This window comes from Euzebya rosea, assembly GCF_003073135.1.
Taxonomy (GTDB): domain Bacteria; phylum Actinomycetota; class Nitriliruptoria; order Euzebyales; family Euzebyaceae; genus Euzebya; species Euzebya rosea.
Genome location: NZ_PGDQ01000008.1, coordinates 172,161 through 189,773, shown reverse-complemented (window position 1 = coordinate 189,773; position 17,613 = coordinate 172,161). Strand labels below are relative to the sequence as shown.

Here is a 17,613-nt window from a genome sequence, read left to right as displayed (position 1 = left end):
GGAGGGTCAGACGTTGCGGCGGTACTGCCCGCCGACCTCGAAGAACGCCTCGGTGATCTGGCCGAGCGAACACACGCGGGCGGCGTCCATCAGCGCCTCGAAGGTGTTGCCGTCGGACGTCGCGACCTCCTGCAGGCGGGCCAGCGCCGCGTCGGCCGCCGACCGGTGGCTGGCCGTCCACTCCTGGACACGACGCAGCTGCGAGGCCTTCTCCTCCTCCGTCGCCCGGGCCAGCTCGACCTCCGGCAGGTCCTCCTCCTCGCCCTTGGGCGGCAGGAAGGTGTTGACCCCGATGATGGGCAACGAGCCGTCGTGCTTGCGGTGCTCGTACTTCATCGACTCGTCCTGGATCTTGCCGCGCTGGTAGCCGGTTTCCATCGCCCCGAGCACGCCGCCACGGTTGGAGATGGCCTCGAACTCCTTGAGCACGGCCTCCTCGACCAGGTCGGTCAGCTCCTCGACGATCCACGAGCCCTGCAGCGGGTTCTCGTTCTTCGCCAGGCCCCATTCCTGGTCGATGATCATCTGGATGGCCAGCGCCCGGCGCACCGACTCCGTCGTGGGGGTCGTGATGGCCTCGTCGTAGGCGTTGGTGTGCAGCGAGTTGGTGTTGTCGTAGATCGCGCACAGCGCCTGCAGCGTCGTGCGGATGTCGTTGAAGTGCATCTCCTGGGCGTGCAGCGACCGGCCGGAGGTCTGCACGTGGTACTTCAGCTTCTGCGACCGCTCGTTGGCCCCGTACCGCTCCTTCATCGCGACCGCCCAGATGCGACGGGCCACACGGCCCAGCACCGTGTACTCCGCGTCCATGCCGTTGGAGAAGAAGAACGACAGGTTCGGCGCGAAGTCGTCGATGTCCATGCCGCGGGCCAGGTAGGACTCGACGTAGGTGAAGCCGTTGGACAGGGTGAACGCCAGCTGGCTGATGGGGTTCGCCCCCGCCTCGGCGATGTGGTACCCGCTGATGGAGACCGAGTAGAAGTTGCGGACGTCGTGGTCGATGAACCACTCCTGGATGTCGGCCATGCAGCGCAGGCTGAACTCGGTGGAGAAGATGCAGGTGTTCTGCCCCTGGTCCTCCTTGAGGATGTCGGCCTGCACCGTGCCGCGGACCGAGGAGAACGTGTGGGCGCGGATGCCCGCCATCTCCTCCTCCGTGGGCTGGCGCCCTTCCCGCTCCACGAACCGATCGACCTGCTGATCCAGGGCGGTGTTGAGGAAGAACGCCAGGATCGTCGGGGCCGGCCCGTTGATCGTCATCGACACCGACGTCGTCGGGTCGCACAGGTCGAAGCCCTTGTACAGCTCCTTCATGTCGTCCAGCGTCGCGATCGACACACCCGAGGTGCCGACCTTGCCGTAGATGTCGGGACGTTCGTCGGGGTCACGGCCGTAGAGGGTCACGGAGTCGAACGCCGTGGACAGGCGGGTGGCCGGCTGTCCCTCGGCCAGCAGGTGGAACCGGCGGTTGGTGCGGAACGGGTCGCCCTCGCCGGCGAACATGCGGGCGGGCGCCTCGCCGTCGCGCTTCAGCGGGAACACCCCGGCGGTGTAGGGGAAGTGGCCGGGCAGGTTCTCGCGCCGCAGGAACCGGACGAGCTCGGCCTTCTCGGTGGTCCGCGGCAGAGCGACGCGGCGCACCTTCGAGCCCGACAACGTCTCGCGGGTGGCGGGGGCGCTGATCTGCTTGCCGCGGACGGTGAAGGTGATCTCCTCGCCCGAGTAGTCCTCGACCGTCTGCGTCCACGAGTCCAGCAGCGTGTGGACCTCGGGGTCCATCTGGCCCTCGAGCTCGTCGACCAGCGCGTCGACGGCGTCGGCCGCGTCGCCGGCTTCCAGCATCCGGCTGGTCCGCTGGGCGGCCTGCAGCTTGCCGGCCAGCACGGCCTGCTCCTCGGTCATGGCGTGGTAGCTGCGGACCGTCGAGGCGATGTCGGCGAGGTACCGCTCCCGCTCGCCCGGCACGATGACCGACAGGTGCGAGGAGTGGCGCACGTCGACCCGGGGCAGCGCACCCCCACCCTCCGGCAGGCCCTTCGGGGTCAGCAGGGCCTTCAGCTCCTGGTACAGGGCGGTCACGCCGTCGTCGTCGAAGCGGGCGGCGGAGGTGCCGAAGACGGGCATCTCCTCCCACGGGGTGCCGAACGCCTGGCGGTTGCGGACCATCTGGCGGGCCACGTCGCGCATGGCGTCCTCGGCGCCGCGACGCTCGAACTTGTTGATGGCCACGACGTCGGCGAAGTCGAGCATGTCGATCTTCTCCAGCTGGCTGGCCGCGCCGAACTCGGGGGTCATGACGTACATCGACACGTCGACGTGGTCGGTGATGGCGGCGTTGCCCTGGCCGATGCCGGGGGTCTCGACGATGACCAGGTCGAAGCCACCGGCCTTGCAGGCGTCGATGACGGCGTCGAGGTTGTCGGGCACCTCCGCGCCCGGCGTGCGGGTGGCGAGGGAGCGGAAGAAGACCAGCCCCGGCTCGACGGTGTTCATGCGGATGCGGTCGCCCAGCAGCGCCCCGCCACCACGACGACGCGACGGGTCGATGGCCAGCACGGCCACCCGCAGCTTGTCCTCGTGGTCACGGCGGATGCGACGGACCAGCTCGTCGGTCAGCGAGGACTTGCCCGCGCCGCCGGTCCCCGTGATGCCCAGCACCGGCACGGTGCGCGCGGCTGCGGCCTCGGGCAGCCACGTCGGCACCTGCCCGTCCTGGATGCGGGTGATCAGCCGACCGATGGCGGTCTCGTCGCCGGTCTGCACGGCGTCGGCGCTGGGCTCCTCACCCGACGACAACGACACGTCGCAGGTCCGGATGATCTGGTTGATCATCCCGGGCAGCCCCAGCTCCTGCCCGTCGCCCGGGGAGAAGATGCGGTCGATGCCGCGGGAGTGCAGCAGCTCGATCTCTGCCGGCACGATCGTCCCGCCGCCACCGCCGTAGACGCGGACGTGGGTGGCGCCCTTCTCGTCGAGCAGCTCGCGCAGGTAGGTGAAGTACTCGACGTGCCCGCCCTGGTAGGAGCTGACGGCGACCCCCTGGGCGTCCTCCTGGATCGCGGCGGTGACGACCTCGGCGACGGAGCGGTCGTGGCCGAGGTGGATGACCTCCGCACCCTGCGACTGCAGCAGCCGTCGCATGATGTTGATCGCGGCGTCGTGCCCGTCGAACAGCGACCCGGCGGTCACGATCCGGACGGGGTTGGTGGGGACGTGCAGGGACGACTCGGTGCTCACGGCGGCTCCAGCCTGGGAAGGGGACACAGCGGTTGGAAGTCCGATACTAGGACATCCAAGTAAGTCTGTGAAGTGGTCGGCCGACGGTCGCCGAGCCCGTTCAGGGCAGGACGCGTTCGCGGATGCCGCGTGGCCGACGACGCCCCCCGTTGGCCTGCTCCTCCGCGTCGGCCTCCCGGACCGCACGGATGCGTTCCTTCAGGACGAACTCCTCCAGCAGCACCCGGATCATCGCGGCCACGGGCAGCGCGAGGAGGGCACCGACGGGGCCGGCGAGGGTGCCGCCGATCAGCAGCGCCACGATGCCGATGGCCGGCGAGACGTCGATGGCGTCGCGCATGACCCGGGGCACGATCACGTAGTTCTCGACCTGCTGGTAGGTCAGCAGCACGGCACCGGTCAGCAGGGCCTGGCCGACCCCCTGGGTGAGGGCGACCCCGACCGCGGCGGCGGCCCCGACGGTGGCGCCGACGGCCGGGACCATGTCGGTCAGGGCGATGAAGACGGCCAGCGCGGCCGCGTAGGGCACGCCGATGGCGGTCAGCGCGATCCATGCCACGACACCGGCGATGGCGCTGACCAGGAGGTTGCCGGCGATGTAGTTGGCCATCAGGCTGGTGGAGCGGTTCAGGAGGCGGAGGAACCCCTCGCGGTCCTCGCGCACCAGCAGGCGAACGCCCCAGCGCTTGATGCGCGGCAGGGCCATCGCGAAGTACGGCGTCAGCGTGAGGACCAGCAGCAGGTCGAAGACCGCGGAGAACACCCCGCCGACGGCGCTCATCGCCCCGTCCGGCAGCTGGCCGACCGCCGATCCGACCTGCTCCATCGGGTCGATCCGCGCGGTCAGGTCGGCGATGAAGGGGCTGTCCTGCTCCAGGCCCTCCACGTACTCCGGCAAGGTCTCGACCAGCGTGCCGACCTGGTCCACGACGACGGGGACGATCAGGAACAGGGCCGCGCCCGTGACGGCGATGCCGATGGCGATGATCACGGCCATCGCCGCCCCGCGTGGCAGCCCACGGTCCTGCAGCCACTCGATCGCCGGCTGCAGGCCGATCGCCAGCACCGCCGAGGCGGCGAGCACGATGAGCAGCCCCTGGAGGATGGCCAGCATGCGGATGCTGATGACCAGCAGCAGCACGAGCGCGGCGACCTTCACCCAGTAGGCGATGGGCGGGAAGCGGTCCTGCCAGAGCGGCCGGTCGGCGGTGGTCATGACCGACTGACCATGTCCATCCGCCGACGGCCCGAAACCGCCTCGCCGCTACTCCTCGGCGACCAGCAGGGGCCCGATGCTGCTGCGCAGCTCGTCGGGCAGGACGGCGGTGCCGCCGATCAGCGCCGCGCGGTCGGCGACGGTGGCGCTGGCCCGCAGGAACCCGGCCCCGGAGGACGCGTCGGCCAGGCCGTCGGGCGGCACGATGAGCACGATCCCGCCCATCGCCGCGGCGGCCGGCACCCCCGCGAGGGCGTCGGGGAAGCGGACACCCGATGCGAGCAGCAGCATGTCGAGTCCGGCCCCGGCGTCGGTGGCCGCCGACGCCAGGGCGACCGCGGTCTGGTAGCGGTCGGCGCCGGCCAGCCGTCGGACGGCACGGCCGAGGCCGTCGGCGGCGGCGGTGGAGACCGCCCGGGCGCCACCAGCCACCACGAGGGGGGCGTCGGCGAGGGTCACGCGCTGCACGATGCGCGCCACCTCGGCCACGCTGGCGTCGTCGACCAGCAGGATCGGGACCGGCGTTCGCTGGGCGGTCCCGCCGACCCCGCCCCCGACCACGGCCAGCCCGCCGGCGGCCAGGGCGTCGGCGAAGTCGTCGGCGCGGGCCACGATCGCCGTGGGTGCCGGTCCCCCGGTCAGCGCCGCGATGCGGTCGGCCACGATGCCTGCTGTGGTGATGCGGTTGCTGCCGGCCAGGCGCACGACCTCGATGCCCATGCCTTCCAGGGACGTGCGCACGGCGTCGCCCAGCACACCCGTGCCGCCGACGAGGTGGACGCGGTCGACTCCCAGCCGGTACAGGTCGTCGGCGACTCGGGGGTCGAGGGCTGCGCCCGAGGTCAGCAGGGTCGGACCCTCGACGGCGGCGGCCAGCGGGCCGGCCGTCAGCGCGTCGGGGAAGGCGTCGGCGTTCACCAGGACTGCGTCGCGGGCCTCCCCGAACGCCTCCTCCGACAACGCGACGGCCGTGGCGATCCGGTCGTCACCGGCGATCCGGCCGACCGTGTCGCCGCCGACCAGCGGCAGGCGCAGGATCGAGGGCACCGTCCCATCGGTGGACAGGGTGATCCGATCGGCGACGGGGGCGTTGCGGTAGCTGTCGTCGGTGGTCGCCACGACGAGACGGGCCGCGTGCCCCGTCTCGAAGCGGTGGACGGCCGCGGGCAGGCGGAGCTCGACCATGCCGGGCAGCAGGTCCGCGGGGATCCGGCTGGCCGCGACCATGCGCTTGATCAGCGTGGCCGTCCCGTCGGGGGCGACGTCGTAGAGCTTGGTGAACAGCACCGCGTCACGGCCGTTGCTGTTGGCGACGTGCAGACGAAGCGTGGGGATGCCCACGACCTCTGCCGGTGCGGTGAACGGCGGCGTGTCCAGCGCGACGTGCTGGCCCGGGACCTCCGACGGTGGGATGCCGGCGCCCGGCTGCCCCTCGTCGGTGAAGTTGGGGGTTTCGGAGTGTGCGGCCGGCAGGCCGTTGGGTGGGTTGAGGAGTGTCGCGGAGAGGATCGGCGCGTCGTCGGTGTGGGGGCCCGCACCGATCGGCTCGAGCCCCTCGTCGGTCAGCCGGTAGCTGGTTCCGGCGCCACCGGCGAACCCGGGTTCGGCGGGTCCGCGGCCGACCGTGGCGTAGGCGGCGTCGGCGTTGCCGACGGGACGGTCCCCCACCGTGGGGACCGAGTACTCGACCCAGTCCCGGAAGACGCTGAACCGTGGACCGGGATGGCCGATGCCCCGCAGGTAGTGGTCGAAGAAGCGGCCGATGCGGTCGGCGTAGGTCGTGGCCCGGAAGGCCTCCTGCGCCTCGGGCGAGTCGTCGTAGGCGCTGTTGTAGGGCTCGCCCTCACCGGGCCGCGGGGCGTAGCCGTGCCCGCCCCAGTTCCACAGCATGAACACGTCGTCGTTGCCGGCGGCCCGGAGCGCCTCGAACGTGGCGGTGGCCTCGACCGGCGTGAACAGGGTGTCGGACTGGCCCTGCGTCAGCAGCACGGGCACCGTCACGTCGTCGATGACGTTGGCCACGCTGGACCTGGCGACGAACGCACGCTGCTCGGCGGTCACGTCACCCGTGGTGGACAGGCTCGCGAAGATCGGGCAGACCATCGGGTCGAACCCCGGGCAGGGCGGCTGGCCCGGGTAGAGGGTCTGCTGGGTCACGGGGTCGCAGCCGCCGTTGCCCATCGCAGGCTGCGTGGCTGCCACCGTCGTGAACAACGAGGACCACGTCGACTTGAAGACCCCCTGCTCGTAGTGCTCGAGGTCGGACGTGCCGCCGTCCCCGATCAGGTTGTTGGGCACGAGTGAGAACTGCAGGGAGTTCCACGTGCGGGCAGGGGCGATGGCGTCCAGCCGAGGGTCGGTGGCCGCGACCAGCCCCTGGTGCCCGCCGCCGTAGGAGCCACCGGCCATGCCGACCCGTGGGTCGCCGGGGGCGTCCATCAGCACGTCGTCGCGGGCGGCCAGCAGGTCGATCAGCCGGCTGACGTTGCGGGCGTCGTAGTCCACCGAGTCAAGCGCCACGCAACCGGAGGACTGCCCGAACCCCTGATGGGTGCTGGCGATCACCACGTACCCCTTGCCGGCGAAGAAGGCCGCCAGGGTGGTGACCTCGCCGACGTCCTTGCTGTTGCCGAACCCGTGGGCGATCACCATCGCCGGCCGCGGGTCGGCGGCCGACGCCCCCTCCGGCACCCAGATGTCGTGGTCGAGGGTGACCGGGTAGGTCTCGTCGGGACCCGTCGTGGTCTCCAGCATCCCCGGGGTGCGCTCGTACGCCTGCGGTGGGTCCTGGGCGCGCACGGGGCTGGCGAGGGCACCCACGCAGGCGAGCACGGCGAGGACAGCGAGGACTCGGCTCTTCGGCATCTGCGGAGGGTAATCCCGCCGCGCCCGGTCCTTCGCTGTCCTCACCGTTTCGTGGTCAGGCCCTCCCTGGTCAGCCGGCTGGCGCCACCGTCGCCTCGAGCGCGGTGACCGCGCCGTCGGTGACCGCCCCGCCGGAGGACACCACGGTCACACCCTGCACGAGGCCGGACAGGCCCTCGAGCACGGCCGTGGACTCCGCTGACGCCTCGAGGTCGCCACCGTCGACGAGGACCAGCACCTGTCCTGCCGCTGCTGCAGCGGGCCCGGCCACCAGCGCATCGGCGAAGGCCTCACCGGTCGCGACCCACGGCTGGTTGATCCGCAGGCCGGCGTTGCGGGACGCGTCGACGACCGCGGCAGAGGTGCCGTAGCGGGTGTCACCCGCCAGCCGTGGGGCGTCGCCGGCGACGTCGTCCGACACGGCGGCGACACCGCCGAGCACGGTCACCTGCGGGTCGCCGAGCGCGGTCATCGCGTCGGTGGTCTCCGAGGGCATCCGGTCGGTCTCCACCAGCAGGATGGGCTGCCCGAGGAATGCGGCGAGGCCAGCGACGCCGACCGCGTCGGGGAAGTCCCCGCCGTCGGCGACGAAGACGTCGCTCGGCTGGCCCGTCGCGCTGGCGATCACGTCGGCCACCGCCCCGGCCGTGCCGAACCGGTTGGTACCGGCCACCCGGCTGACCTGGATGTCCGCATCCGCGAGCGCCTGCTCGACGGCCGAGGACAGGGCGGCGGTTCCGCCCAGCAGGACGACGTCGGCCACGCCCAGGCGCTGCAGCTCGGCCAGCACGGTCGGGTCGAGCGCGTCGCTGGGGTTCAGCAGCAGCGGTGCGTCGAGCGCGCCGGCGAGGGCCGACCCGGTGAGCGCGTCGGCGTACTCGTCGGCACGGGCCAGCACCGCGGTGGATGCCGCGGGTCGTGCCGACGACACCGCGATGGCGGTGGCGACCGCGTCCGTCCCGTCGATGACTCCCGCGGTGGGCGGCGCACAGGCGGGCATGCCCGGCCGCGTCTCGGAGGTGAACGCGCAGCCCAACGAGCGGTCGGCGCGGACCGCCGGGTCGATCAGGTCCTCGCCGGCAGGTGCGGTGCCGGTCTGGATCCACGTCAGCAGGTCCACGAACGCCCCGCCGAGCTCCTCGGCGGTGAAGTCGCAGTGACCGGGTGCACGGATGGTCCGCTGGACGAGGTTGGCCGACAGGTCGTTGGCCGCGACCTCCTCGGCGTACACGACCTGGTTGCGCAGCGGCACGAACAGGTCGCCGGTGGTGTGCAACGACAGGGTCGGCACCTGCGGGGTGCCCTCGATGATGGGGAAGGGCGGCTCGCCGTCGTTGCTCACCCGGGACACGGCGGCGTTGAGGGCCTGCTCCTGGGCGGACGGCTCGGCGCTGGTGGCGTTGGGGAACCCGTAGATGGTGTCGGCGTTGTCGTAGACTCCCTCGACCCCGACGGGGGTCGGGATGCCCTCCGACAGGGCGTTTCCGTAGAGGGCCTGCAGGAACGGCACCGTCGGCGCGTCCCCGTCCTCACCGTCGAGGTCCACCGCGGCGAGGGTGTTCCAGAAGGTCAGGGATTCCTCGAACGTCGGCCGCTCGCCACCGCTGAGTGCCTCGACGACGTCGGCGTACTGGACGCCGGCCGGTGTCGTCAGCCCAGTCTGCAGGCCGAGGGCCGCGGAGATCTGCTGGGCCGGACCGCCGAGGAACGGCAACCCCCCGGGAACCGGCACGTCGACACCGGCGAGGGCGCCGGCGACGAGGTTGACGTCGGTGAAGTACTCGAACAGCTCGACGTCACCCATGACCCCGCAGGCGGGGAGGGCCCCGACGTAGGCGTCGGGGTAGCGCTCGAGCGCCACACCGGTGATGTGGCCGCCCATGGAGAACCCGTGGATGATCGTGGCCGTGGGGGCGTCCTCCCCCGTCAGCTCGGGGAAGCGGTCGGCGAGGTCCTGGGTCTGGTCGACCGGCCCGTCGATGACATAGCCGTTGGCGGAGTAGCTGGAGGCGGCCCAGGCGATGCCCTGCTGCACGAACAGGGGCCGCAGCGGTGGGTCCTGGACGACCAGCTCGGCCTGCTGGGGACCGACGAAGCCGTGGGCGTAGAGCACCAGTGTGCCGTTCCAGTCGTCGGGCACCTCGATGCGGTAGGCGTGTTCGGCGCCGTCGGTCTCGAGGGTGCCGGCGAAGGCCTGCGCGCCGGGCAGGGCCTCGAAGGCAGGGTCGACGACGACGTAGTCGGGGGGTTCCGGTGCCTGTGCGGCGGCGGGTGCGGCGAGCAGGCCGATCAGGAGGGCGACGGTGGACAGGATCGAGAAGGTGACTCTGGTCATGTCGACAGACCCTCGCAGATCCGTGGGGGGCCACGAGGGCGCCGTCGAGAAAGACCCCGGTGGGTGATGCGGTCGGTACGAGGGGTGGTCCGACGACGTCGACAGGGCGCTCCCCTCGTCTGGTCCGGCAGGCCGATACCCTTCGGCCATGGCTGACAGGGCAGCGCTGGTGGCGCGCATCAGGGACGGCGTCATCGGACGCGACGAGACGGTCATCGGCCCCTACGGGGATCGACCCGTCGTGTACGCCGACTACACCGCGTCGGGGCGGGCGCTGGACCTCGTGGAGGACGCGATCCGCGAGCACGTCCTGCCGAAGTACGCCAACACCCACACCGAGTCCTCCGGCACCGGGCTGCAGACGACCCGCTTCCGCGAGGACGCACGGGAGATCATCCGTCGCTGCGTCGGCGCGACCGAGGACCACGCGGTGCTGTTCTGCGGGTCGGGCTCCACCGGGGCGATCGACCGCCTGGTCACCGTCCTCGGCCTGCGCATCCCCGAGCAGTGGGCTGACCGGATCGAGATCGCCCCCGAGGAACGGCCGGTCGTGTTCATCGGGCCGTTCGAGCACCACTCCAACGACCTGCCGTGGCGTGAGTCGGTGGCCGACGTCGTCACGATCCACGAGGACCTCGACGGGGGCATCGACCTGGCCGACCTCGAGAAGGCCCTGATCGACCACGCCGACCGGCCGCTGAAGATCGGGTCGTTCTCTGCGGCCTCCAACGTGACCGGCATCACCTCCGACACCGAGGCGATCAGCCGGTTGCTGCACCAGCACGGTGCGCTGTCGTTCTGGGACTACGCGGCCGCCGCGCCGTACGTGCCGATCGACGTGGCACCCGACGACGGTGACCCCGACCACTACTTCGACGCCATCGTGATCTCGCCCCACAAGCTCGTCGGCGGCCCCGGGACCCCCGGCCTGCTCGTGGCCCGCAAGGACCTGTTCACCAACCGGGTCCCCGGGGTGCCCGGCGGCGGGACGGTCTGGTACGTCAACCCCGACGACCACCACTACCTCGACGACATCGAGCACCGCGAGGAGGGCGGCACCCCCGACATCGTCGGCGCCATCCGGGCCGGGCTGGTGTTCGCGCTCAAGGACGCCGTCGGGGCCGAGGAGATCCGCCGTCGCGAGACCGCGTTCATCACCCGCGCGATCGAGCGCTGGTGCGCCCATCCGCGGATCGAGATCCTCGGCAACCGCGAGCACGAACGGCTGTCGATCGTGTCCTTCGTGGTCCGCCACGGCGATGCCGGTCGCTACCTGCACCACAACTACGTCGTGGCGTTGCTCAACGACCTGTTCGGCATCCAGTCACGGGGCGGCTGCTCGTGTGCCGGCCCCTACGGCCACCGGCTGCTCGGCATCGACCTGGACACCTCCCGAGCTTTCGAACGCGAGATCGGCACGGGATGCGAGGGCATCAAGCCCGGCTGGGTCAGGGTCAACTTCAACTACTTCATCGACGAGGCCGAGTTCGACTACGTGCTGTCGGCAGTCGAGCTCGTCGCCGACCGGGGCGCGGCGCTGCTGCCCGACTACCGCTTCGACGCCCGCACCGGGTTGTGGCGCCATCGGGCGGCGGACGACCGCGGTGTCGAGCGGCTGACCGACCTCGTCATCGGGCCAGACGGCTTCGCCCCCGCGCACCGTCGCCCCGCGCCGACGGGTGAGGTCGACCTGTCCTCGCACCTGCGCACCGCCGAGGAGATCCTGGACCGGGGGCCGACCGTGACCGATCCGGGCTGGCCGGAGGTCACCGCCGACTTCGAGCAGCTGCGCTGGTTCCCGCTGCCCGCCGAGCTGACCGGCACCTGAGGCAGGACCGTTCGGACCCGTGCCGGCCGGTGGGGACGGGCGGCCCCGCCGGGTGGCGTCAGACGAGGGCGAGCTCGCGGTCGCGGTACTCCGAGATCTTCCGACGGGCACGCTGCAGGGCGTTGTCGATCCGCTTGCGGTGCATCTCGAGGCGGTCGGCGATGTCGTCGTAGGACGCGCCGGCGGCGTACATCTGCAGGACCTGCGTCTCCAGGCTGCTGAGGGTGGCGCGGATGTGACGCTGCAGCATCTCCACGGACTCCATGGAGTCGCTGATGACCGCCGGGTCCTCCTCGGTGACGGCGATGTCCATCCAGTCCTCGTACACCGACGCGTCGTGCAGGACACGGTGGCGGTACCGGTTGGCCTTGGTCACCGCGGCCCACATCTGGCGATCGACGCAGAGCCGGGCGAACGGTCCGAAGGGGCCCGCGGTCGGGTCGAAGTCACGGATGGCGTGCCACAGGCCGACCATGCCCTCCTGCACCAGGTCGTCGTGGTCACCCCCGGGGATGAAGCGCTCCCGTGCCATCGCCCGCACCATCGGACGGAACCGCTCGACCAGCAGGCGCAGGGCACCGTCGTCGCCCGCGCGAGCCGCCACGGCGAGGGCGTCGTGGGACGTGTGGGTGATCGTGGTCACAGTGCCGGTCCGTCCGAGTCCATCCACAACGCACGGTGCGCTGCTGATGGGTAGACGGACGAGGCGTCACGGCGTTAACACCCTCGCGGAGAAAAGTTCGCCGCAGGTCCGATGGGGGTCAGCGGCCGACGCCGATGACCTCGGGCAGCCCGGTCTCGCGGACCAGCCCCTCGACCTGTTCGCCCAGTCCGGCGCCGACCTCGAGCAGGTCCTCGTCGCCGACGGTGACCGGATCGTCCTCGCCGGTGTCGGGCTCCCGCCCGACGGAGGCGACGCCGACGTCCAGCCGCGGACGGGCCTGCTCCGTGGCCTGCGTGCCGGTGCCGACGGTCGGCGCGGTCGTCACCGGCGTGCTGATCACGACGACATCCGTGGACGTCGGGGTGGACCCGAAGTCGATCGGGACCGACACCTGGGTGGCGCTGCCCTTGGTGGCGACGCTGCCCGGAGCCATCCGGATGACCTGCCCGTCGTCCTGGAGGGCCTGGAACGCGGTCGGGCTGATCACGGCCACGGCCGCAACGATCACGAGCGCAGGTACCGCGGCGATCGGGCCGAGGTGGGCGGTCTTCGCGGCGAACGCCGGCAGCTTGAAGCCCGCGCCGGGCAGGAGCGCCGCGACCTTGGCCCAGCCGTCGCGCATCTTGGCGCGCGCCCGGGTCAGCAGGACCCGGGCCGATCCCTCGGTCACGCCGAGCCGCTCGGCGACGACGGGGACCGGTTCACCCAGCGCGTCGCGCATCCACAGCGCCGTGGCCTGTCGTTCGCTGAGGGCCTGCAGGGTCTCGTGGACCAAGCGCGCCCGTTCGCGTTCCAGCGCGACCGTCTCGGGTTCGTCGGTGCCGTCGGAGCTGTCGAGCACGTCGTCGACGACGTAGGGCATCGCCTTGGCCCCGGCTCGGAGCATGTCCAGGCACACCCGTTCGGCGATCCGGCAAAGGTAGCTCCGCAGCCTCGTCGGATCGTCGACGTGCTGGAGTGACCGCATGCCCCGCACCATCGTCTCCTGCACCGCGTCCTCCGCGTCGGTGCGCGAACGCAGGCGACGGAAGCAGACGGCCTCGACGGAGGGACGATGCCGGCGGAGCAGCTCGTCGAGGGCGTCCTGGTCGCCCAGGAGCGCGTCGGCGAAGGTGGTGCCCCGCTGCGGCGGGAGGAGGGCGGTCACCGACGGATCAGGCGTCCCAGGTGCGGATGCAGACGCGGTCCTCGCCCCACAACGGGCGGGACTTCAGGCAGACGTACGGACCGCCGGAATCGGAGTCGATGTCCACGGGGGACTCGGCGCCGGCCGGCGACACCATGGCGAGGGCGGACAGGGCAGCGATTGACAGCGCGAGGACCTTGCGACGCATGACTGACTCCTCTGGGACGAGTGGAGGTTGACGAGAGGTTCTTGCCTGTCCAACGACCGGTACCTGCCCGCGTGACGAAATTTCGGACTGATCGTGTGGAGAACTAGTCAACTCTTGTCATGCAGTGTGCGTGAGGGGCGCCTTCGCTGCAAGACGTCATGGGAGACAGTTCGGGGCGGAAGGGGTGTACCAACGGCCGTTGTGTCAACCGGGTGCGAACGGTCGCGGGTCCTTGCCCTCGGGTCGTCAGAATCCGAAGATCTCGCCGGACGCAAGGCCGGCCAGTCCCCACAGGACGAGGATGCCGCCCCCCGCGACCTTGACCCAGGCGGAGGGGATCGACGGCGTGCCCACCGGGTTGCCGTCGTCGTCGATGGGCTGCCCCGGGAACAGGCCCGTCCGATGGAAGCGGAACAGCGCCACCCCGGTCCCCCCGGCCATCGCCGCGCCGAGGGCGAGCAGCATCCAGTTGACGAGGTCCATCCACGTCTCGGGGGTCATCACGGCAGGATCAGTCCTTCGGGGGCACGACGACGGTGGCGGCCACTGTAGGCCGCCACCGTCGAGGGGCATCCGGAGTCGGGAGCGTCCGGGCCGGGTCAGCCCTGGGGTTCGGTGACCCGCTCCGGCTCGGGGGTGACCGGCGTCGAGGCCGGGTGCACGTGGTGCTGCACCGCGACCGGCGGCCGACGGCGGCGCAGGGTCCGGACGATCGCCCAGACGCCGAGCCCGAGGAGCACGAAGGGCAGCAGGACCGTGGCGATCACCAGGAGTCCACCGATGACGTCGATCAGCGTGTTGCGGGCGGTCTCGACGTAGGTGCCCAGCTGTGGGCCGTCCTCGACGACCTCCTCGACGGCGTCGGCGCCGAGCTCGTGGATGCGGACGGTGAGGGTGGAGAACGACGAGCGGTCCGCCAGCAGGTTCAGCCGGCCGGTGATCTCCTCGATGCGTCGCTGGATGTCCTCCAGCTGCTGCTGGATCGCGATGGCGTCCGACACGTTCGTCGCGTCGGCGAGCAGGCCGAGGTAGAAGCCCTCCTGGGCCCGCAGGTTGCGCCGGCGGGACTCGAGGTCGGTGAACTCCTCGCTGACGTCCTGGCTGGTGACGTTGCGGTCCACGATGTCGCCTGCCTCACCGACGGCGGTCAGCAGGTCCTCGAAGCTGCGGACAGGGACCCGGACGGTCACCTGTCCCTGCACGAGCCCTTCGGTGTCGGTGGAGGACGACGACCCGGAGACGTGGCCACCGAGGGCCTGGGCGCGGGCGATGACCTGGCCGAACGCGGTGTCGAAGGCGCCGGGGTCGACCTCGAGGGTCACCGTGCCCTCCTTGATGATCCGTTCCCCCGTCGTGGCGGTGTCGGGCACGCTCGTGGGGACCGAGCCGGTCGGTCCGACCGCGTCGGCGTCACCGCCGTCACCGGCGTCGCCGGCGTCCTCGGCGTCACCGCCGTCACCGGCGTCGCCGGCGTCCTCGGCGGGTGCCGGCGCCTCGGCCTCGGCGACCGCGGCCTCGCCGAACCCGAACTCCTCTTCTCCGAGGCGATCCGAGGCCTCCTCGTCGAACGTGCCGGCGTCGTCTGCGGCGATGTCGCTGCGCTCGGCGGTGTCGGTGCTGGCGATGTCGCCGGCGTCGTCGGAGGAGCAGGCCCCGGCGAGCAACAGCAGGAGGACGGCAACCGCAGCTGACCGCCGGAGGGTCCATCGCCGCCGTCGGCTGGGGGCCTGGCTGCGGCGGGGCATCGGGCTGTGGGTGTGTTCCATGGGGGTCCTCCGGGTGGTCGCGTGCCCGGTCCGACGCCGCCGATCACCCCCGGGTTTCCACGAAAGGGTTCCGTCACCGATCACGGTCGTAGGCTCCGGCCGATGACGCCTGCCGATCCCCCCGCCCCCATGCCCCCGGCCGTGATGCGCCCGCTGGACTTCCGGCGCCAGGACGAGGCGACGATGCTCGCCACCTCCACCCACCTGCGGGAGGTGATGCGCACCCGACGCTCGGTCAGGTCCTTCGCCACCGACCCGGTCCCCCGCGAGCTGGTGGAGGCGGCGCTCGAGGTCGCTGCGTCGGCCCCGTCCGGTGCGCACCGGCAGCCCTGGACCTTCGTGGTGGTCGCCGACCCCGAGGAACGCCGGCGGATCCGCGAGGCGGCCGAGGAGGAGGAACGGGCCTTCTACGCTGACCGGGCCCCGGAGGAATGGCTGCGTGCCCTCGCCCCGCTCGGCACCGACGACGTCAAGACCCACCTGACCGACGCGCCGTGGCTGATCGTGATGCTGCGTCACCGGTGGACCGTCCAGCCCGACGGCAGCCGGTCGAAGAACTACTACTCCAGCGAGTCCTGCGGCATCGCCGCCGGGTTCCTGATCGCGGCGCTGCACCAGATGGGGCTGGCCACGCTGCCTCACACCCCGAGCCCCATGGGCTTCCTGACCGAGATCCTCCAGCGGCCCGAGCACGAGCAGCCCTACCTGGTGCTGCCCGTCGGTTATCCGGCCCCCGACGCCGTCGTTCCCGACATCGACCGCAAGCCGCTCGACGAGGTCGTCGTCTGGCGCTGACTCAGATGGCCCCACCCGTGGAGGGGTAGGCGGGTGCGGCCGGCGGCGGTGCGTAGCCGCCCCCACCGCCACCGGAACCGGGCGGGGGTCCGGGGGTGCGGGCGATGTTGGCGAACCGCGAGTGGTGGCCCAGGAACGACAGGCGGACCGTGGCCAGCCGACCGGCACGGTGCTTGGCGATGATCAGCTCGGCCTCGCCCTTGGCCTCGGTGTCGGGGTTGTAGACCTCGTCGCGGTAGATGAACCCGACGATGTCGGCGTCCTGCTCGATCGCACCGGACTCACGCAGGTCCGACAGCATCGGGCGGCGGTCGGTCCGCTCCTCCGGCTTTCGCGACAGCTGCGACAGCGCGATGACCGGGCAGCCGATTTCCTTGGCGAGCACCTTCAGGCCACGCGAGAACTCCGCGACCTCCTGCACACGGCCGTCGGACTTCTTGTGGGACTCCATCAGCTGCAGGTAGTCCACGACGATCAGCGACAGGCCGTGGCGCTGGGCGATCCGGCGACACTTCGAGCGGATCTCCATCATGGTGATGCCCGGCGTGTCGTCGATGAAGAGCGGCGCCTCCGACAGCTTGCCCATCGCCTTGGACAGCTTGGGCCAGTCGTCGTGGCGCAGCTTGCCGGTGCGGAGCCGGTCGGAGTCGAGCTTGGCCTCCGCCGACAGCATGCGCTGCACGATCTCCATCTGGCCCATCTCGAGGGAGAAGATGGCGGCGGGCTTGCGCTGGCCGGCGGCGACGTTGGTGATGATGTTGGTCACCAGCGTCGACTTCCCCATCGCGGGTCGCGCCGCGAGGATGATCAGCTGGCCGGGCTGCAGGCCCGACGTCAGCTGGTCGAGGTCGGTGAAGCCGGTCTCGAGGCCGGTGATGGTCGAGTCGGACTCGTGCAGCTTCTCGATCAGGTCGAAGGCTTCCGACAGCAGGTCTCGCATGGGCACGAACTCGCCCTTGCGCTGCTTGTTGGCCAGGTCGAAGACGTGGGCCTCGGCCTCGTCGACGGCGTCGGCACCGGTCTTCTCCAGGTCGAAGCCCAGCTTGGTCAGCGTCGAGCCGGCCTCGATCAGCCGTCGCTTGAGGGCGCGGTCGGTGACGATCCGGGCGTAGTAGACGGCGTTGGCGGGCGTGGGGACCTGGGCGGAGATGTCGGCGATGGCGATGGCGCCGCCGACGTCGGCGAGCTTGCCCCGCCGCTCGAGCTCGTCGGCGAGGGTGACGGTGTCGACCGGTTCGCCCTTGTCGTAGAGGTCGCACATCGCCTCGAACATCGTGCGATGGGCCCCGCGGTAGAAGTCCGCGGGGTTGACCGACTCCGACACCTCGGCGATCGCGTCGGCGGACAGCAGCATGCTGCCGAGGACGCTGATCTCTGCCTCCAGCGAGTAGGGAGGCGTGCGCTGGTACCCCCCTTCGGGGGAGGGTGCGTCGTAATCGGGAACGGTTGCCACGGGCGGTCTCCAGACACCGTCGGTCGTGAGGGGGCGTCCGTGGGAGGATGCCTGTGGGGTGTGACATCCGCTATCGGTCGCGACCGATCCGGACGACCTGCGGGGGATCGTTGGGTCCAC

General features: G+C 71.3%; 12 protein-coding genes. 2 read left to right on the top strand and 10 right to left on the bottom strand.

Features of this window, described 5'->3' with window-relative positions:
• Positions 1–6 precede the first annotated feature (6 nt).
• From icmF to CUC05_RS13055, 4 genes are all read right to left on the bottom strand, one after another.
• Positions 7–3,237 carry a fused isobutyryl-CoA mutase/GTPase IcmF gene (gene icmF / locus CUC05_RS13070; protein WP_108666549.1) on the bottom strand — a complete coding sequence of 1,077 codons (3,231 nt, stop codon included), beginning with the start codon at positions 3,235–3,237 and terminating at the stop codon, positions 7–9.
• A gap of 100 nt (positions 3,238–3,337) precedes the next feature.
• Entirely contained in the window at positions 3,338–4,453 is a 1,116-nt protein-coding gene (locus CUC05_RS13065) for an AI-2E family transporter (RefSeq protein ID WP_108666548.1), read from the bottom strand.
• Positions 4,454–4,501: 48 nt separating this feature from the next.
• A complete protein-coding gene (locus CUC05_RS13060; RefSeq protein WP_108666547.1) occupies positions 4,502–7,318 on the bottom strand; it encodes a cell wall-binding repeat-containing protein in 2,817 nt (938 codons plus the stop codon).
• A gap of 70 nt (positions 7,319–7,388) precedes the next feature.
• Positions 7,389–9,653 carry a cell wall-binding repeat-containing protein gene (locus CUC05_RS13055; protein WP_108666546.1) on the bottom strand — a complete coding sequence of 755 codons (2,265 nt, stop codon included), beginning with the start codon at positions 9,651–9,653 and terminating at the stop codon, positions 7,389–7,391.
• A gap of 148 nt (positions 9,654–9,801) precedes the next feature.
• Between CUC05_RS13055 and CUC05_RS13050 the strand changes: the two genes are divergently transcribed.
• Positions 9,802–11,481, top strand: a complete 1,680-nt coding sequence (locus CUC05_RS13050) for an aminotransferase class V-fold PLP-dependent enzyme (protein WP_108666545.1) — start codon at positions 9,802–9,804, stop codon at positions 11,479–11,481.
• Positions 11,482–11,539: 58 nt separating this feature from the next.
• Here the strand turns inward: CUC05_RS13050 and CUC05_RS13045 are convergent, their stop codons facing one another.
• The 5 genes from CUC05_RS13045 to CUC05_RS13025 all read right to left on the bottom strand — a co-directional run bounded on the left by CUC05_RS13045 (position 11,540) and on the right by CUC05_RS13025 (position 15,245).
• Positions 11,540–12,124 (bottom strand): sigma-70 family RNA polymerase sigma factor, encoded by a 585-nt coding sequence (locus CUC05_RS13045; RefSeq protein ID WP_108666544.1) that lies wholly within the window; start codon positions 12,122–12,124, stop codon positions 11,540–11,542.
• A gap of 118 nt (positions 12,125–12,242) precedes the next feature.
• Positions 12,243–13,292, bottom strand: a complete 1,050-nt coding sequence (locus CUC05_RS13040) for an RNA polymerase sigma factor (protein ID WP_108666543.1) — start codon at positions 13,290–13,292, stop codon at positions 12,243–12,245.
• A gap of 7 nt (positions 13,293–13,299) precedes the next feature.
• A complete protein-coding gene (locus CUC05_RS13035; RefSeq protein ID WP_108666542.1) occupies positions 13,300–13,479 on the bottom strand; it encodes a hypothetical protein in 180 nt (59 codons plus the stop codon).
• A gap of 246 nt (positions 13,480–13,725) precedes the next feature.
• On the bottom strand, positions 13,726–13,980 hold the full coding sequence (locus tag CUC05_RS13030; RefSeq protein ID WP_108666541.1) for a hypothetical protein: 255 nt from the start codon (positions 13,978–13,980) through the stop codon (positions 13,726–13,728).
• 98 nt (positions 13,981–14,078) lie between these two features.
• Positions 14,079–15,245, bottom strand: a complete 1,167-nt coding sequence (locus CUC05_RS13025; RefSeq protein ID WP_108666540.1) for a DUF4349 domain-containing protein — start codon at positions 15,243–15,245, stop codon at positions 14,079–14,081.
• A gap of 102 nt (positions 15,246–15,347) precedes the next feature.
• On the opposite strand from CUC05_RS13025, the gene CUC05_RS13020 reads away from it, so the two are divergent.
• A complete protein-coding gene (locus CUC05_RS13020; RefSeq protein ID WP_108666539.1) occupies positions 15,348–16,040 on the top strand; it encodes a nitroreductase family protein in 693 nt (230 codons plus the stop codon).
• A gap of 1 nt (position 16,041) precedes the next feature.
• Here the strand turns inward: CUC05_RS13020 and dnaB are convergent, their stop codons facing one another.
• Positions 16,042–17,493 carry a replicative DNA helicase gene (gene dnaB, locus CUC05_RS13015; protein WP_205712314.1) on the bottom strand — a complete coding sequence of 484 codons (1,452 nt, stop codon included), beginning with the start codon at positions 17,491–17,493 and terminating at the stop codon, positions 16,042–16,044.
• Positions 17,494–17,613: the final 120 nt, after the last annotated feature.

Excerpts from the sequence above, each read along its gene's own strand:
- CUC05_RS13065 (WP_108666548.1), bottom strand. The coding sequence starts at position 4,453 with ATGACCACCGCCGACCGGCCGCTCTGGCAGGACCGCTTCCCGCCCATC.
- CUC05_RS13060 (WP_108666547.1), bottom strand. The coding sequence starts at position 7,318 with ATGCCGAAGAGCCGAGTCCTCGCTGTCCTCGCCGTGCTCGCCTGCGTG.
- CUC05_RS13055 (WP_108666546.1), bottom strand. The coding sequence starts at position 9,653 with ATGACCAGAGTCACCTTCTCGATCCTGTCCACCGTCGCCCTCCTGATC.
- CUC05_RS13050 (WP_108666545.1), top strand. The coding sequence starts at position 9,802 with ATGGCTGACAGGGCAGCGCTGGTGGCGCGCATCAGGGACGGCGTCATC.
- CUC05_RS13035 (WP_108666542.1), bottom strand. The coding sequence starts at position 13,479 with ATGCGTCGCAAGGTCCTCGCGCTGTCAATCGCTGCCCTGTCCGCCCTC.
- CUC05_RS13030 (WP_108666541.1), bottom strand. The coding sequence starts at position 13,980 with ATGACCCCCGAGACGTGGATGGACCTCGTCAACTGGATGCTGCTCGCC.
- CUC05_RS13025 (WP_108666540.1), bottom strand. The coding sequence starts at position 15,245 with ATGGAACACACCCACAGCCCGATGCCCCGCCGCAGCCAGGCCCCCAGC.
- CUC05_RS13020 (WP_108666539.1), top strand. The coding sequence starts at position 15,348 with ATGACGCCTGCCGATCCCCCCGCCCCCATGCCCCCGGCCGTGATGCGC.